The sequence below is a fragment of the Anabaena sp. PCC 7108 genome (genome assembly GCF_000332135.1).
Classification (GTDB): Bacteria; Cyanobacteriota; Cyanobacteriia; order Cyanobacteriales; family Nostocaceae; genus Anabaena.
Genome location: NZ_KB235896.1, coordinates 786,212 through 801,921 on the forward strand (window position 1 = coordinate 786,212; position 15,710 = coordinate 801,921).

The 15,710-nt window shown below is 35.6% G+C and carries 12 protein-coding genes and 1 CRISPR repeat array; of the genes, 3 read left to right on the top strand and 9 right to left on the bottom strand.

Annotated features, from left to right (window positions below; all coding sequences use genetic code 11):
- The first annotated feature begins 435 nt into the window (after window positions 1–435).
- Both ANA7108_RS0104295 and ANA7108_RS0104305 read left to right on the top strand, forming a co-directional pair.
- The gene (locus tag ANA7108_RS0104295; protein WP_016949535.1) at window positions 436–1,617 is read left to right on the top strand and encodes a GNAT family N-acetyltransferase; all 1,182 of its coding nucleotides are present in this window, start codon (window positions 436–438) and stop codon (window positions 1,615–1,617) included.
- 279 nt (window positions 1,618–1,896) lie between these two features.
- On the top strand, window positions 1,897–2,280 hold the full coding sequence (locus tag ANA7108_RS0104305) for a DUF4346 domain-containing protein (protein ID WP_016949537.1): 384 nt from the start codon (window positions 1,897–1,899) through the stop codon (window positions 2,278–2,280).
- A 167-nt stretch (window positions 2,281–2,447) separates the two neighbouring features.
- Window positions 2,448–4,624: a CRISPR direct-repeat array (repeat unit 37 nt; unit sequence GTTTCAATCCCTAATAGGGAGTAATAGAAATTGCAAT).
- Window positions 4,625–4,851: 227 nt separating this feature from the next.
- Here ANA7108_RS0104305 and cas2 read toward each other — a convergent pair.
- The 5 genes from cas2 to cas6 form a co-directional block, all read right to left on the bottom strand.
- Window positions 4,852–5,124: a CRISPR-associated endonuclease Cas2 gene (cas2, locus tag ANA7108_RS0104310; RefSeq protein ID WP_016949538.1), complete on the bottom strand. Its 273-nt coding sequence runs from the start codon at window positions 5,122–5,124 to the stop codon at window positions 4,852–4,854.
- A 116-nt stretch (window positions 5,125–5,240) separates the two neighbouring features.
- The gene (gene cas1d / locus ANA7108_RS0104315; RefSeq protein ID WP_016949539.1) at window positions 5,241–6,245 is read right to left on the bottom strand and encodes a type I-D CRISPR-associated endonuclease Cas1d; all 1,005 of its coding nucleotides are present in this window, start codon (window positions 6,243–6,245) and stop codon (window positions 5,241–5,243) included.
- Between the two features lie 221 nt (window positions 6,246–6,466).
- The gene (gene cas4, locus ANA7108_RS0104320) at window positions 6,467–7,126 is read right to left on the bottom strand and encodes a CRISPR-associated protein Cas4 (RefSeq protein ID WP_016949540.1); all 660 of its coding nucleotides are present in this window, start codon (window positions 7,124–7,126) and stop codon (window positions 6,467–6,469) included.
- Window positions 7,127–7,178: 52 nt separating this feature from the next.
- Window positions 7,179–7,547: a four helix bundle protein gene (locus tag ANA7108_RS0104325; protein ID WP_016949541.1), complete on the bottom strand. Its 369-nt coding sequence runs from the start codon at window positions 7,545–7,547 to the stop codon at window positions 7,179–7,181.
- 76 nt (window positions 7,548–7,623) lie between these two features.
- A complete protein-coding gene (cas6, locus tag ANA7108_RS0104330) occupies window positions 7,624–8,442 on the bottom strand; it encodes a CRISPR-associated endoribonuclease Cas6 (RefSeq protein ID WP_016949542.1) in 819 nt (272 codons plus the stop codon).
- 95 nt (window positions 8,443–8,537) lie between these two features.
- Here cas6 and ANA7108_RS0104335 point away from each other — a divergent pair, with 95 nt between their 5' ends.
- Complete coding sequence (locus tag ANA7108_RS0104335) at window positions 8,538–8,957, top strand: hypothetical protein (RefSeq protein ID WP_016949543.1); 420 nt, start codon at window positions 8,538–8,540, stop codon at window positions 8,955–8,957.
- On the opposite strand, the gene cas5d is transcribed toward ANA7108_RS0104335, so the two are convergent.
- The 4 genes from cas5d to cas3 are packed head-to-tail and all read right to left on the bottom strand — an operon-like array spanning window position 8,958 to window position 15,688.
- On the bottom strand, window positions 8,958–9,644 hold the full coding sequence (gene cas5d / locus ANA7108_RS0104340; protein ID WP_016949544.1) for a type I-D CRISPR-associated protein Cas5/Csc1: 687 nt from the start codon (window positions 9,642–9,644) through the stop codon (window positions 8,958–8,960).
- 3 nt (window positions 9,645–9,647) lie between these two features.
- Window positions 9,648–10,700, bottom strand: a complete 1,053-nt coding sequence (gene cas7d, locus ANA7108_RS0104345) for a type I-D CRISPR-associated protein Cas7/Csc2 (RefSeq protein WP_016949545.1) — start codon at window positions 10,698–10,700, stop codon at window positions 9,648–9,650.
- On the bottom strand, window positions 10,700–13,684 hold the full coding sequence (cas10d, locus tag ANA7108_RS0104350) for a type I-D CRISPR-associated protein Cas10d/Csc3 (RefSeq protein ID WP_016949546.1): 2,985 nt from the start codon (window positions 13,682–13,684) through the stop codon (window positions 10,700–10,702). The genes cas7d and cas10d overlap by 1 nt, the downstream gene beginning before the upstream one ends.
- 3 nt (window positions 13,685–13,687) lie before the next feature.
- The gene (gene cas3 / locus ANA7108_RS0104355) at window positions 13,688–15,688 is read right to left on the bottom strand and encodes a type I-D CRISPR-associated helicase Cas3' (RefSeq protein WP_016949547.1); all 2,001 of its coding nucleotides are present in this window, start codon (window positions 15,686–15,688) and stop codon (window positions 13,688–13,690) included.
- Window positions 15,689–15,710: the final 22 nt, after the last annotated feature.

Here is a 15,710-nt window from a genome sequence, read left to right on the forward strand (position 1 = left end):
GAATTTAAGATTTTTCTGTTGTATTCATCAGTGTAGATGGCAAAATAGTAAATTTCAGGAGATAGACTACACTTGAAAAAATACATCGCTGCCTCTAATGCCGTTTTATTTGGGGCTGGTACACTCCTTAATAACGGTACAATAATTGCTGTATTAGATTCAACACTGCTGCAACAGAGGACAAAAATAGAACTCCTCAGTCCGTTCATATAGTAATTTCGGGTTCTAGCGACCTTAATCCGGATATTAAATTCTTTTAACAACCAGTTAAATGCTAGTTACTTACGACTAAAGTAGAGGCAAATTTTTGGTAATAACTCTCAAATTGTCCCTTTGAACAAGAATTATTTTTCAGCTATCGGCTGCAACGACAAGCTTATATAGATTACGCTAATAAAAGCTTTTGCTAACTTTTTAAATATTAAAAGCCACACGATGGTAAAACAACTTAAACCCCAATACTCTGTCGTTTGGACTAACAAAATTGCCGAAGTTACCCAAGAAGCCTGGGATGCTTTGGCTATGCCACTCAAAACCCCGTTTTTAGAGTGGGAGTGGCTGAATAATATGGAAACCTCCCACAGTGCTACAGCGAACGCAGGTTGGTTGCCAAATCACTTAACGTTGTGGCGAGATAGGACATTAATTGCTGCTGCCCCTCTGTATTTAAAAGGGCATAGTCAGGGCGAATTTGTATTTGATCATCAGTGGGCAGAGTTAGCTTCTCGCATTGGGGTAGAATATTATCCAAAAATGTTGGGAATGTCTCCTTTTACGCCGGCTGAAGGCTATCGCTTCTTAATTGCTGCTGGGGAAGATGAGGAAGAAATCACGGGGATGATGTTGCATGAGATTGATTCTTTTTGCATCAAGCATGGTATTTCTGGCTGTCATTTTCTGTATGTTGATCCTCAATGGCGTGCTGTGTTAGAAAGACAAGGTTTTACGGCTTGGTTACACCATAGTTACATTTGGGAAAATGCGGAATTTCAAGTTTTTGATGATTATTTGACAGGATTCAATGCTAATCAAAGACGCAATATTAAACGGGAACGTAAGGCTGTGGAAAAAGCAGGTTTACGACTCGAAGCATTGACTGGTGAGGAAATTCCTCAGTCTTTTTTTCCTTTGATGTATGAGTTTTATGCTGATACCTGCGATAAGTTTGGTTGGTGGGGTAGTAAGTACCTGACAAAGCGATTTTTTGAGCAGCTACACCATAATTATCGCCATCGGGTGGTGTTTTTTGCGGCTTATCATGAGCAGAATCAGCGTCAACCTGTGGGAATGTCTTTTTGTCTATTTAAGGATGACAGGCTATATGGGCGCTATTGGGGTAGTTTTCAAGAAATAGATTGCTTGCATTTTGATGCTTGCTATTATAAACCGATTGAGTGGGCGATCGCTCACGGTATCCAAACTTTTGACCCTGGCGCAGGGGGAAGACACAAGAAACGACGCGGGTTTCCGGCTAAACCGAATCATAGTCTCCACCGATTTTACAATAACCGTTTAGGACAAATTTTGCGCCCTTATATTCGGGAAGTTAATAAAATGGAACAGCAGGAAATGGAGGCGATTAATGCAGAGTTACCTTTTACTAAAGGTGATGCTTAGAAAAAATGGCGTTGCTGAATAAAGGGAGGATTGAGGCTGAGGCGGAAGGAGAGGCGGTGATTAGGCATCTCCCAAAATTAAATATGCGTTTCCTAGAACCCTTGTAGAGACGTTCCATGGAATATCTCTACAATTTTTTCTGGAGATGTCTATTATATATTGATACAGATTCTCAAATCATCCCGCAATTATGCAACGCCGAAAAAATATCTCCTCAGCAATACCTTTGAGATGTAATGTAAAAACACTGTCCAATTAATTTTTCTTTTTAGAATGCTTATGAATTTGCTACTTGAAGATTTGACTGCAATTGATCATAAACTTTCTCAGCGTCATATTGACCTTGATCCTAGTGGTTATTTCATTATTTACATAGACCGCAATGAACAGTTAATTTACGCCAAGCATTTTACAAATGTAATTGATGATCGCGGTTTAGCTGTAGATCCAGAAACAGGGAAGGTAATTCCAGCACGGGGAAAGGTGGAAAGAACTCAATCAACTGTATTTAGTGGCAGGACAGCAAAGGAACTGTGTGTAAAGATTTTTGAAGAAACTCAACCCTGTCCTCTTACCTTATTAAACCATGCGGCTTATTTGGGTAGAGAATTTGTCCGGGCTGAAATTGCTTTAGTGACTGGGCAAGAGTATATTCAGGATTAAGATCAAGGTTAATGGGTAATATGGCAATCCTAAATAAGATATGAACACTTCTTTTTCTCTACTTCTGCGCTTTCTGCGTCTGGAGTGGTTAGTTTTAAAAACTACGTTCATAAATCAAATAGGATTGCTATATTTGTTTTCCAATTATCCTTTCTCCAATTTTATAGTTATCAATCCCTAATAGGGAGTAATAGAAATTGCAATATGACTGCGCTCGCTAAGTCGGGTATTCCTGCTTGTGTTTCAATCCCTAATAGGGAGTAATAGAAATTGCAATTTGGCAGTTGAATTTTGCCATCATGGGGAATATGAATGTTTCAATCCCTAATAGGGAGTAATAGAAATTGCAATTTTCCCTGACATTCAGTTGGTTTAATCTTATTAATTGGAATTGTTTCAATCCCTAATAGGGAGTAATAGAAATTGCAATCATGATTTGTCCGCATAGAGGCACTTGCTTAAAAGGTTTCAATCCCTAATAGGGAGTAATAGAAATTGCAATTTGAGTTCAAAGTTATTGAATCAAAACTAGATATCAATGTTTCAATCCCTAATAGGGAGTAATAGAAATTGCAATAACAGTGAAAAGTTAAGGTAGGGAATAACCCCTACCATTAGGTTTCAATCCCTAATAGGGAGTAATAGAAATTGCAATAAATTGTTGATTAACAGGCTTGCATATTTCAACAGAGTTTCAATCCCTAATAGGGAGTAATAGAAATTGCAATTTCTTGGTATTGGCAGGGCGGGTTGAAGTCTCATGTTTCAATCCCTAATAGGGAGTAATAGAAATTGCAATCGAAAATCGACTCAGGCGCAACATTAGATCCAGATGTTTCAATCCCTAATAGGGAGTAATAGAAATTGCAATATGAATGCGTTACGGTTCGTGGAGTGCCAGGGCGTTTCAATCCCTAATAGGGAGTAATAGAAATTGCAATATATCTGTAAATCTTGCGATCGCAATTGAGACTATTTCGTTGTTTCAATCCCTAATAGGGAGTAATAGAAATTGCAATATAATCTGGAACGTGCTGACAGCAAGAGCTTCAGCGTTTCAATCCCTAATAGGGAGTAATAGAAATTGCAATTGCGATCGCTCGTTGTAGCAGATACTGGAACAAATGGGTTTCAATCCCTAATAGGGAGTAATAGAAATTGCAATCTGAATTACCATCTCATCAGCATCCACAGGATTGTCACTGTCAGTTTCAATCCCTAATAGGGAGTAATAGAAATTGCAATCGCTTCTGCGCCAAGTCCTTTACACCCTTGCATCGTTTCAATCCCTAATAGGGAGTAATAGAAATTGCAATCAGTCTAGCTTTATCAGAGGTAAATCTTTTTAATTGTTTCAATCCCTAATAGGGAGTAATAGAAATTGCAATCTCTAAGTTACCTAAGAAACATCTAGTGACTTCTTTATCTAGTTTCAATCCCTAATAGGGAGTAATAGAAATTGCAATAATGCTAAATTGTCATCCTCAATGTTGTCTACTGAAGGTTTCAATCCCTAATAGGGAGTAATAGAAATTGCAATTACCATAGCTTTCATTGGATATGGAGTATTTAGTTTACTGTTTCAATCCCTAATAGGGAGTAATAGAAATTGCAATAATCCATGCTTTCTTAGACTCCTACTGTAACCCTGTTTCAATCCCTAATAGGGAGTAATAGAAATTGCAATTGCAGCAAAACAAAGAAGCTCTATCTAAGTTAGGTATTGTTTCAATCCCTAATAGGGAGTAATAGAAATTGCAATTCCTGAAGCACAAAGAGAATTGGCTATTGGAATGTTAAGGTTTCAATCCCTAATAGGGAGTAATAGAAATTGCAATCAATCAGAAGGAGTAGGGGAAGATATAGTAACCTTCCTGTTTCAATCCCTAATAGGGAGTAATAGAAATTGCAATTGCTTTAGGGGATAGTGATATGCACAAGGTAGAGATAGTTTCAATCCCTAATAGGGAGTAATAGAAATTGCAATAGTTGGGTTTTATGGTCACCAGGTGGAGAAATTATGTTTCAATCCCTAATAGGGAGTAATAGAAATTGCAATTAAGCATTGTGTTAACCACTGATCTTCTGCTTTAAGTTTCAATCCCTAATAGGGAGTAATAGAAATTGCAATTTTTAGCTTGATAGCCTCTAAGACTTGTTCATCAGTTTCAATCCCTAATAGGGAGTAATAGAAATTGCAATTTTGAAAATTGATGTTAGTAAATGCAATAGAAAGTTTCAATCCCTAATAGGGAGTAATAGAAATTGCAATCTGGTATGTCCTTAAAGTTTGTTCAGAATGTTATGGTTTCAATCCCTAATAGGGAGTAATAGAAATTGCAATAGCGGGAGGCTGAAAGCCTATATATATGTAGTTTTCAAGGTTCAATTGCGCGAGCGATATCATCATAGTCCATTTCAGGAATCGTGTCAAGAGGGAAAAACGCTGAAAGCCTTGCTGTGTAAGGTGCGCGAGGGGTTGGACAAGAAAAAATCAATCAAAGCCTTATATAGATAGGATTTCAGGCATTTTTTGACAACCTGAATTTTTTACACCCACCCCCTCGCGCATTAAGCGAAGAAAATCGTCTCATCACGGGGCTGTTCACCACCAATTCTTTCGACCTTACCATAACAGCAAGCACAAAGGAAATAAAAGCGGATGCTGTCAGTATCAGGTTTAATCAGCTTATTGAGGCGCGATCGCAACTTAGCATACTGAGTATCAGTCAACTGACATTCAAAAATACTATACTGCACCCATTGACCATAGGACTTGAGAATACTATGGATTTTAGTCCGGCGTTTATCCTCAGAAATATCGTAAGAAACAACAACATTCATAAATTGGTAATTGGTAATTGGTAATTAGTAATTGGTAATTGGTGATGAGTAATTAAGAAGAATAAACTCTTGCTTTCTTACTGTCACCTGTCACCTGTTCCCTGTTACCTAAATAGCTATTTCAAAAACAAAGGAGGATATTTATCAATTGTTCCCATTAAATACTTAGCCAAAAATCTCGCTTGCAATTCAAAAGCTTCTCGATAACTACATTTACGCCCCATAACCGGATGTTTAAACTCCGATATTTTTTTCTTTTCGTACAAAGTCAAAAAAGTTTTCCGTCCTTCTGGAGTCAGAGAAACAGCACCGCTTAACGGTTCAGCGATAAAATTTGTCGGTGTTAATAATTGGTTATTCAAAATAGATAAAACTATTGCATCTACCACCAAAGGGCGAAATTCTTCCATCAAATCTAAAGCCAAAGAAGGACGATTATAGCGATCAAAATGTAGGTATCCTAAATATGGATCAAAACCCACAATATTCACAGCACTTTGGACATCATGACGCAATAAAGAATAACCAAAACTCAACAAAGAATTAACCGGATCTGTCGGTGGACGACGGACACGCTTAGGAAAAGAAAATTCAGGATTACGAATTAATTGATTGAAACCACCAAAATAAGCAGCACTACCTGAACCTTCTAAACCACGCAAAGAATTAATATTTTCAGTTGACTTAATTGCATCAATTATCTGTTCAATGCGAGTAATATTTTTAGATAAATCAACATCATCAGATTCACGTTGACGACGCATTAATATTTGACGGTAGTTTTTTAATTTTCCTCTGACAAAACCTTGAACAACATGAATAGATTGAGGTGTTTCTCCTGCTGCTTGCCATTGTGCTTTGCGAACGAAAATATTACCAGACATTTCTGGCTGCAAACGTCCCAAATAGTGACCAATTTTATTGATAAAAGATAGGGGAATATGACGTTGCATCAATTCATCCACAACAGCCGGCGAAATAGTCGCTCGTCCTAAAACAACTACACATTCAAGATGAATAAATGGAATATCCTGAAGTATTTTCTTTTCAAACTTCACATTAATTCGTTCATCAACCTTACCGACAAAAGCATCATCTTGTACAATATAAAGAGTTCCCATGATTAAATCCTCAAAATAGGTGACAGTGGACAGGTGACAGTAAAAAGAGTTTTAGAAATGTTTTGGTTTTTTGCATCAATTAGGACTTACGCAAGTGTCACACTAAAAATCTGTTGTAGGGTGCGTCAGACTGCATAAATCCTGCAAATAAACAGATTATTGATATCTGACGCACCCTACCAATATGCCAGTTGCGTAAGTCCTGATCAATTTTTAATTGATCAATTTGCTTCTTGATAACGTCCAACTTTATCAGCAACTTGTGGCAAACATCGAGAATATAAACTACAACCATCACAGCGTTTTGTTTTTACAGCTTTTGGCATTGCACCTATAAATAACAACATTTGCACAGCTTCAATAGTCGCAATGGTACTATCTCGTAATTCCGGCGTAATTTCTACTAATTTACGTTGATGAGTTTGGGCATAATAGATATAACCAGAATTGATATTTTTTCCCGTCATTTCCTCCAAACACAAAGCCTGAGCGCAAACTTGTAACTCATCATTATCCCATTCTCCTTTACGTCCTCTTTTGTATTCAATTGGGTAAAATTCGCCATTTTCAAATTCAATTAAATCAGACTTACCAATTAATTGATATTGATCTGATTTCAAATAAATGGCGCGTATCTGCCAAGTTTCCTCACGGTTTTGTTCTCCCACAGTGTGAACTCTTTCATGTAAACTTGTGCCTTCAATTGTGTATTGATTATCAATGAATTCACCTGCACAATGAATTAACCAACAACGATGAGGACAATAGGAATATTGATTTAAGGATGCGATATTAACGTATTCATTAGGTGACAGGTGACAAGTGACAGGTGACAGCGAAGAGGAGGTAGTAGGAAGAGAGTTAGTTTGTTGTTGAGCCATAGTTAATTAATTCAAATAAGTGAATATTTGTTAATAGTTTAGGAGAAATTTTTTATGGAGTATTTAAGATTTTAAACCTCAGAGAAGTAAGCATTTTACTAATTTCTACTATTAAAGATAATGTGGGATTTGCTTGTTCTGAAGTTAGATAATTTAACCTAACTGCAAGCATTAAAAAAGTTTCTGTTTCCATTAAAGAACCCTTAGCAATAGACAAAAAATGTGCAAAGTCGTTTTTAGTTGTTCCTCGTGCATGACCTTCTGCAATATTTGCTGGAACAGATGCAGCAGCGCGAGTAATTTGTGAAGTAAGACGATAAATTTCTGTATTTGGAAATCCAGTAGCTAATTGATAGATATTCACTACCATATCCATTGATTTCTGCCAAACAATTAAATCTCGATGTGATTCAATCTTCATAAATAACTCCTCTTCTCTTCTTACTTCTTACTTCTTCCCTCTTCCCTCTTAACTGTCACCTGTCACCTGTTCCCTGTCACCTTCTTCTCACCATGCCCATTCCCATAGTCGTTTTACGTCCTATTCCTGCATATAAAGCAAAATCAGATAAAGCATTAATTTGCTTAATTCCTATTGCTTCTACATTGCCAAGAATGCGATAACTAATTTCACCTAAACAACCAATAAACTTATTTTCATAGTTGCTAATAACTTCTGTTTTGATGTTAAAAGCACTAGGATAAACTGACTCAAGGGAAATATTATTTAATTCAATTCCGCTATATTTATTCCAGCGATTTTGCAGACTATTAAATACAGATTCTTTGGTTGGTAAAACATTATCAAATGTACCTTGACGAAAGGCTACAGGTGTAGAAAAAATGAAATTAAGATTGCGTTCTTGTTCGCTTGCTTGTTGATAAAGTTGATGATAACTACAAGCATTAGCCCAAGGTTGAGTAGATTGAGGTGTACCTTGAATGCTAGTAATAAATAAATTAGCTGAACCCAAATGCCAAGGTTGTTCCGGGTTAATATTCAACCATAAAGGTGTGAGTTGACTAAATAAGTTGTCATTTAATAATGATATTCGCCACCAACAGGAAGCACCGGCAGGAATAGGGTTTTGATGGGTATATTGCAAAGTATAAGATTGGTTTTTATTTTTGTTTTGTATCTGTAAAGGGGAAAGAGTAAAGGCTTTATCCGCATTTGATTCGTGGAGGTAGTCGCCTAATTTTTTATCAACAGAACTGACTAGGTTAAGAAACAAGGCGTGATAATGTCTGCCGGTGAGGAAATTGGGGTAAATGGGAGATTGGGGGGTGATGTTGAGAATGAGACTGTGGGGCATATTTTTTGCAGAGTGAGACAATTTGTAAATAGATAATGAAAATTAAGAGAGATTGAGAGTATAAATTAATAAAGGTTGCATAAAGAGTAAAACAAATGAAAGTTGATAATTATCTTGAAGCAAAGGCACTCACTGAAAAATTAAAAGCCAGCTTACCAATTAAAGTCAAGGCTGAAAAAGAATTATTGAAAATGTTGAAGAAGAGAGGAGACATAATAAATCCAGAGAAAGAATTTGAAATTGATTGGGTAGATTACTCTGGAGATGAAGGAGGCATTATGTGCAGATTAGTCAGCAAAAACGATAATCCCAAAGATGAAGATAAAGCGCAATATGTAGTTTCTATTACCCATCTCAAAATAGATCCAGATCATCCCCATGCAGAAGAAATAGCTACTTATCAACGTGAGCGAAATCGTAAATTAATGTTGCAAAATCGTGGTAGTCTTTTGACTGAATTAATGCCTTCACGCCCTCCTAAAATAAAGAAGAGCGGTAAAGGTTTTGGTAAATAACTAACTCCGAAAACGGTATTGCATTTGTTTGGGGAGTTTTACATTTTTGATATCATCAAAATAGTAATATTCTCCTTGCATTTGCACATTTTGAATGAGACTAACTGGAGGCATATTTACCACATCATAACTAATCACTTGATTAGTAAACATGACATCTAAGGGATTTAAAGGATGAGTACAGGTGAATAAATCAGTTTTTGTTTTTGGTTGGAGTAATTTTTCAACCGTGATTTCTGCCTTACTCATCCATTTACCTAAACGAATCCATTTAGGTAATTTGATTTCTTTTTGAGAGATAAGAAAAAACTCAAATTGACTTTCTGGAGCTAATTCACGAATACGTCCATAAGTTGGAATATTCTTACTAATTTGCTCCATTTTGACGTGATAATTGAGGTTAGCCCATTTATAAGTGTGGGTAACATAAGCAGATCCTAAAGGACGTTCAGGTGTAACATAAGGACGCGCAGGTGTAATATAAATCCCTTGATGATTGAGAGGTTCTAAATCTCTTTCATAATGGGGTATATGTTCTGCATCAGAATAGCTGCTTTTTGCTAAACCAAGAGCATAAGTCAGAGCATAATTATGTAAATATTGCTCTGTTATATAAAGCCTACCTAATTCACGAGTAGCAAAATACAAAGGATCTTGCAATGTAAGAAGAAGACGATAAATTTGCATACATTATGTTTCCTCCCCTTCATCTGTTTTATTTTTATTCCTTCGACTTCTACTATTGGTACTATTTTCTGCTTTTTCTTCTTTCAAAACACCTGCTGCTTTTGCATAATTTAAAGTATCTTGTGTTAATGAGTTCATCCATTGTTTGAAATTATCTTCATTTCCCAGAATGGATTGAGCTTCATCTTGAAGAGATACAAGAGATTCTTTGGAAATTAATTCATAAAAAACTCCGTCTTTTTGAATTAATTCATTAACAGCTTGTTCTGTAGCTGATTTAAGAAAAGTTGTTTCATAAGGAGGTAAAACATCTCCGATAATGTCGTAAATTTTTTGAGTTAATCGCAAATTGCTGAAAATTTCACCATCAGCAAAGATTATGGCTACAACTGTATTTCTAACTTGTCCAGTTCGTGTAGTTTGAGCGCCATAACGTTTGGTACGTTGCAAATTATTCAAGAGATATAAAAAGCTATTTGGTGTTGGATCACGTAATGTAACCACACTAGGAAAAGGAACTTCTGGTAACACATGATCTTGTTCACTAAAACGATTAGTGGTGTCTGTTCCTTGTGTCATTGTCCCATCTTCATAGGGTGCATTCAAGGTAAAAGTTCCGTGAGATTCTTCATATTTAGGAACAGCATAAGCTGAGTCTATAAAAACTTTGGATTTCTCAGAACCAGAATTATCTGCACCACCTTTACCTACTGCATAACCGTAAATAACACAGTCGGGGCAAACTCCACAAGGATTTTCATTGTAAGCACAGTCTTTTTTATGTTGGAGTTTGATCTGGTCGTAGATTTCATAACGCCGCAATAATTCACGTCCTGTTAAACGTTCAGGAGTGGTTTGCTTACGTTTGAAAAGCACTAAACGACTAATTGCTTGTGAATCATTAAGTCCTGCTCTAACTCTGGCTACATTGAGTTCTCCATCAGTTTTAAATACTGCATAAGAATCTGTTTCTCTGAGAACTATAAAGTGAGCATATTTAGCTCCAGGAATGCGAGGAATAGATTCTTGAAAATGTTTTTTGTACTGTTCAAACATTAATTTAACTCCTTATTTTCTGATGTTTGTGTTTTTTCTTCAGGTTTTTTGATGTACTGTTTGATATACCAAGCCTCCGACGCATGACGAATCAGATTGATATTTTGTCTGAGAAGCGATCGCTCTGCCCTACAATAGTTCTGAAATACTTCTTTAACAAAGTATTGAGAAAAGTCTTGAATGACAGTTTCACGCTGGCTTTTATCCTTCACTACTTCGGAGGGTATATAACCTTCGTTGTTGTTATTTAGTACACCATCTACTAGAGAAAATAAGTAACCCTCTATCATTAATTGCAGGTCATCTTCAGCAGTATTTGGTTGACTTTCTAAGATGACTTTTGCTGCTATATTTAAAGGTCGAAGCCTTGTATATGCAGAGGAATTTTTACCTGATGCTCGATAAAAACGAGCATATTTATCAACTAACTCTCGAATCATGTTCATGGGGTCATCACCTTGATAATAATTAATCAAAAGTTGGTAATAATTCAGCAATTTTTTTGCAACAATAATTGCTGGATCACTAAGCTGAGTTGATTTTTTCTTGCGTTCCTCCTTTTTGATATTTTCGAGTATGCGATCTGCATAGTGAAATACATACAAAGGGCTAGTATCCAAAGATTGAGAAACATTATTTAAAGCATTCCAGACAGGAAAATTTCTACTATCGCGGTATGCTTGGGATGTTAAAGCATAGACAGCAAAAGCCGCAGGAATAGCAGTAATAAATTCATCTAAACGGAAACTAGATTTTTTGATGCTGTGCTGCCAGTAGGTATGTACACCATCCAAAATCACAGTTTCTTTAAAATCTGCTCCTGAGTCGTATGGTGGAAGAGTTGAACGACTAGCAACTACTTTAACTCCAAAGGTTAAAGGTGCAATTAATGTTAGTAATGCTGGTATATGCCATACTTCGGTATCAGTTGGTTTTTTAAATAATGCCGGAACTCCTAAAAGATAATAACCGTGCATTTGTCCTTCTGGATATTCCACTTTTTCAACTCGCCGTTTCTCATTTTCTTTAGAATCAGCACCTATTCTAAAAACATCTGTACGAGGGATATATTTAGGGTCATAGTTATGTTTTGCTAACTCTTTATCTAAATCAGAAAAGACATTTTGAGCAAAGCTTTTATAGGCTCGGTTCATGATGAGAGCAGTTTCTGGGGTGAAATAGTAATCTGGATAAAGATGCAGATAAATAATATCATCATCAGCTTCTAAACCTCGGTTTAAAGAATAACTACGAAGCAATTTTTCAGCTTGGCAAACTGTACAAATTCCACGTAAAGACTCTTTAGAAAGGCTTGTAACTCGTTTGTTAGTGTAACTAGAAAATTCCTCTCGTACATCAAACGCACTATTACAAACAGCACATATTGGTTCACGCTTACGGTTAGCTTTGTTTCGGTGATAACGATTCAACTCTTTTTCAAAATCATGTTTTTTATCACTGTCACTAATATCCAAAACTTGACCAATGTAACTATCAAGAAAAGCAAACGCTGTTATTCCTTCCGGTTTACCCCATTCTGTAATAACTTGGTGGATAGCTTTTAACATTTTATCTTCAAGTTCAGCATCATTTAAGCTGCCATGCTTCCTCATATAATGACCAGCTAAGAAATACCACCCATGAGGTACACCACCAAGAGCCGGAATACGTTTTAAAGTTTCTAAATACTCGTTCATATCCAAAGCATTAAGTAAACTTTGGATAGCCTTATCTTCAGTTACTCCATAGTATTCTTTAAGGATATCTACTAACCCTCTAACGCCTTCTGCTAATCTATCAACTTGTAAATTAGCTGGATAATTCCAATCTAAATCTGCTAATTCAGGAATAGACCTAATTTTTTCTCTCCTTTCACCAGTTACAGGGGTTCGTTTATCGCCAAGTATATTAAAAAGTTGCTTAATGAGAGTTTCTGACGCACGTTCTACATCAGCTACTTCTTTCATATCTGGTTTGCAACTGATAATACCTTTTGGTTGACGATAAATTAAACGATTCAATCCTTTATCAGCAGTTTTTAGGATTTGCGATCGCACTATTTCAGCTAGATTAGATAAATCTGGTTTTTCACTATCCTTTGGTGCAAAGTATGTAATTCCATCAGGGAAGAATAAAAAAGCTATCCATCCAATTTCCCTAGCTTTATCTAATACTATATTGTGAATAGTTTGAGTTAATAATCCCCTATTTTCTATTGTACGATGATGGCGAATAACATATTTATCTTTTAACCTACGTCGTACAATTGCCCGAATCTTTTCTTGATATAAACTATCTGGACGATAAGCCATAGAAGCTAATAAATCAGCAAAACGGACAAATTCAGCTAACCCTATTAAATCTTCAGGAGATAATTTTATATCTTGGAAATTAGCAAGAGTCAAATTTGCTCCTCTTGCATCTTCAGCATTTTGAGCAAGAAAAGCTATATCTTGCCAATATTCATTGCTAATAAATTTCCACAGTCCCAAACTTTCTGCCCAAATATTAAAATAATGGTAGTATTTATCCCATTCTTTACCATCCATCCGCGCATTACCCAATTCCTTGAGTACAATTTTATTGAGATCGTGCAGAGTCACAGCAGCTAAATATAGCCGTTGTTGTAGTTCCTCTAAATTAGCTAATTTAACTAGAGTCCAACCACCAACAACAGCATTTAAAAGATGCACCGCTAAACTTTGATCTTTATGTTCAACTAATGTATTAATAGTTTTTTCCTTTTTATCTGGTTTAGCATTAACAGCCAATTCCTTAGCCGCTTCTAAACTCATTCCCTTGGCTGGTTTAAGACTGAAGTAATCAAGAATATTAGGAAATACTTTTTCTATCCAATCTCGCAAAACTTGATCTTCAGCATTATTTAAAGTCTCTAACGCTAGAACTACTAAGGGAGGTTCTTTTTCTGGTATAACTGGCTTACCATAATTCTCAGGTGTTAACCAATCGAAATTATCTATCATTTTTTACTCTCCCGCAAAAAATATTTCATTAGTTTTTTTTTGCCAATAAAGAAGACTATCTAATAGCAGTGCATCTAAACCAAAAGCTACAGCATATTCTTGACGACTAGAATCAACTACTTTATGTAGCTCAAACAAACCAGGTAATTTATAACGTCGGCGCAATGTTTTGATATCATATTTACCAGGATCAGCAACACAAGTTGTAATGGGTAAATATTCAAGTTTTTCATTTATCTTTTTAATTGCTCGATGACGACTCTGTATAAAAAACCCTTTTCTTTCTTGTGCTATGTTGAGTTTTAACCTATCTAATTTGTCTGTAAAAATTAGTGCAACAGGTTCATAGCTACTTAAATATTGTGTGATCTTTGCATATAGTTCCAGATTATTTTTATAAAATGGTTCATGCAATCTCTCACTTATTTCTTTTGCTTCCTCCTCTGATATAAGTTCAAAATCTGTTCCTGCAAGTAAACGTATTAAACTCATACTTTTCACTGCGTTTGTATTTGGGTCATGAATCCATATATCTAATTGTCCTCCACCGCGAAAAGTTGATAAATCCTGAATAATCATTCTGTGTTCTTTCAGTTCATTTAACCTAGACCAATAAGGAGTTTTGCCAACAATTCGATTAGCTTCTTGCTCATAACCTTCAATCAAAGTTTGATATTGATCCTTTTGTTGATTAAGCAAACAAAATCTAATTGTAGAAAGAACACAACCCCAACGGCTTAAATATCGCTGAAATTCTTGAGGCTTTTGGTAGATGTTGTCTTTAATAGTTTGGAAAAAACTTTCTCTATCTACTTCAGTTTCATTACCATAAATTTCAGAGAACTTATCCTTTACCCAATCTGGAACTAAAGCTATTGCTTGGTAAGTTGGAAACCCATCATGTCTTCCTAATCTTCCTAAACGCTGAATAAACGTACCTGCATCTAAAGATTCATAAACCAGAAAATTGATTTCAAAATCTACACCAACATCAACTGTAGAAGTTGCAATAATTAATTGTTTAGTCATTGCATCTTCTCTAACTTTTGCACCAGTTAACCCTGTATTTTCGCCTATACTTAAACCTAAGTTGGCATTTTCTAAAGTTTTTACTATCCGTTTAGCAGCAAATACACTATTAGCAATGATAAGTCCCTTAGAATTAGGATATTGAGAAAAGAATTGTTTGATATATTCTAAATTCTCAACTACCCAATTTTCAATTCCTCCATTACTTTGCTCAGATGCAACTAAATCTAAATCTACTTCATGTAAAATTCTCCGATGAGTTTGACTTTTTTCTAACCCATGTTCATATTCACCTTTGATAATTTTAGTAGTAATCCCTGCTCTTTCAAGAACTTTTAATAAAACATTATCTGGGGTAGCAGACAGAAAAAGAAATTTTGCTGCAAAACGCTCTCCTAAACTTGCTCTATTAAAAGCAATACCATCCAATACATTAGCAATTTGTGGAGCGTGAAAAATATGAAATTCATCAAATACTATGTAGCGGTATTGAATAAACCAATTTTCAGCTAAACGAGCTTTGTTACCACCTCTACTATCGTAATATAAGCGATGAATCAACGTAAAAATATCAGGATTTGTGACGACTATATTATTATCATTAGCTACATTTCGTAGTGTGTTCAGTTTGTTAAAACCTTCTTCACTCATATATGAAGCTAATTTAGATCCTGTGAGTTCACCTACTTGTAACTCAAGATTAAATTGATTTTTCCATTTTCCTATTTGTTTTCCTTGATCACGAATAAGCTCATTTGTAGGATAGTTAAACAAACCTTTTCCTAATCCACTTGTTTTATCAAACGCTGGGAGAAGAGCGGCTAAAGTTTTACCGTCACCAGTTAGAGCAGTGTCAAATACAAATTGATAACTTTTAATAGCATCCCAAACTTCTTCTTGATGAGTAACAAGTTGGATATTATTAACGGATGTGTGAGAATATTTAGACCATGTAGAAAGTAGTTTTATTTTCATAAATCACCCTGTAAATAACATT

Bases quoted from the DNA above. Each gene is read 5' to 3' on its own strand.
- ANA7108_RS0104295 (WP_016949535.1), top strand. From the start codon at position 436: ATGGTAAAACAACTTAAACCCCAATACTCTGTCGTTTGGACTAACAAA.
- ANA7108_RS0104305 (WP_016949537.1), top strand. From the start codon at position 1,897: ATGAATTTGCTACTTGAAGATTTGACTGCAATTGATCATAAACTTTCT.
- cas2 (WP_016949538.1), bottom strand. From the start codon at position 5,124: ATGAATGTTGTTGTTTCTTACGATATTTCTGAGGATAAACGCCGGACT.
- cas1d (WP_016949539.1), bottom strand. From the start codon at position 6,245: ATGGGAACTCTTTATATTGTACAAGATGATGCTTTTGTCGGTAAGGTT.
- cas4 (WP_016949540.1), bottom strand. From the start codon at position 7,126: ATGGCTCAACAACAAACTAACTCTCTTCCTACTACCTCCTCTTCGCTG.
- ANA7108_RS0104325 (WP_016949541.1), bottom strand. From the start codon at position 7,547: ATGAAGATTGAATCACATCGAGATTTAATTGTTTGGCAGAAATCAATG.
- cas6 (WP_016949542.1), bottom strand. From the start codon at position 8,442: ATGCCCCACAGTCTCATTCTCAACATCACCCCCCAATCTCCCATTTAC.
- ANA7108_RS0104335 (WP_016949543.1), top strand. From the start codon at position 8,538: ATGAAAGTTGATAATTATCTTGAAGCAAAGGCACTCACTGAAAAATTA.
- cas5d (WP_016949544.1), bottom strand. From the start codon at position 9,644: ATGCAAATTTATCGTCTTCTTCTTACATTGCAAGATCCTTTGTATTTT.
- cas7d (WP_016949545.1), bottom strand. From the start codon at position 10,700: ATGTTTGAACAGTACAAAAAACATTTTCAAGAATCTATTCCTCGCATT.
- cas10d (WP_016949546.1), bottom strand. From the start codon at position 13,684: ATGATAGATAATTTCGATTGGTTAACACCTGAGAATTATGGTAAGCCA.
- cas3 (WP_016949547.1), bottom strand. From the start codon at position 15,688: ATGAAAATAAAACTACTTTCTACATGGTCTAAATATTCTCACACATCC.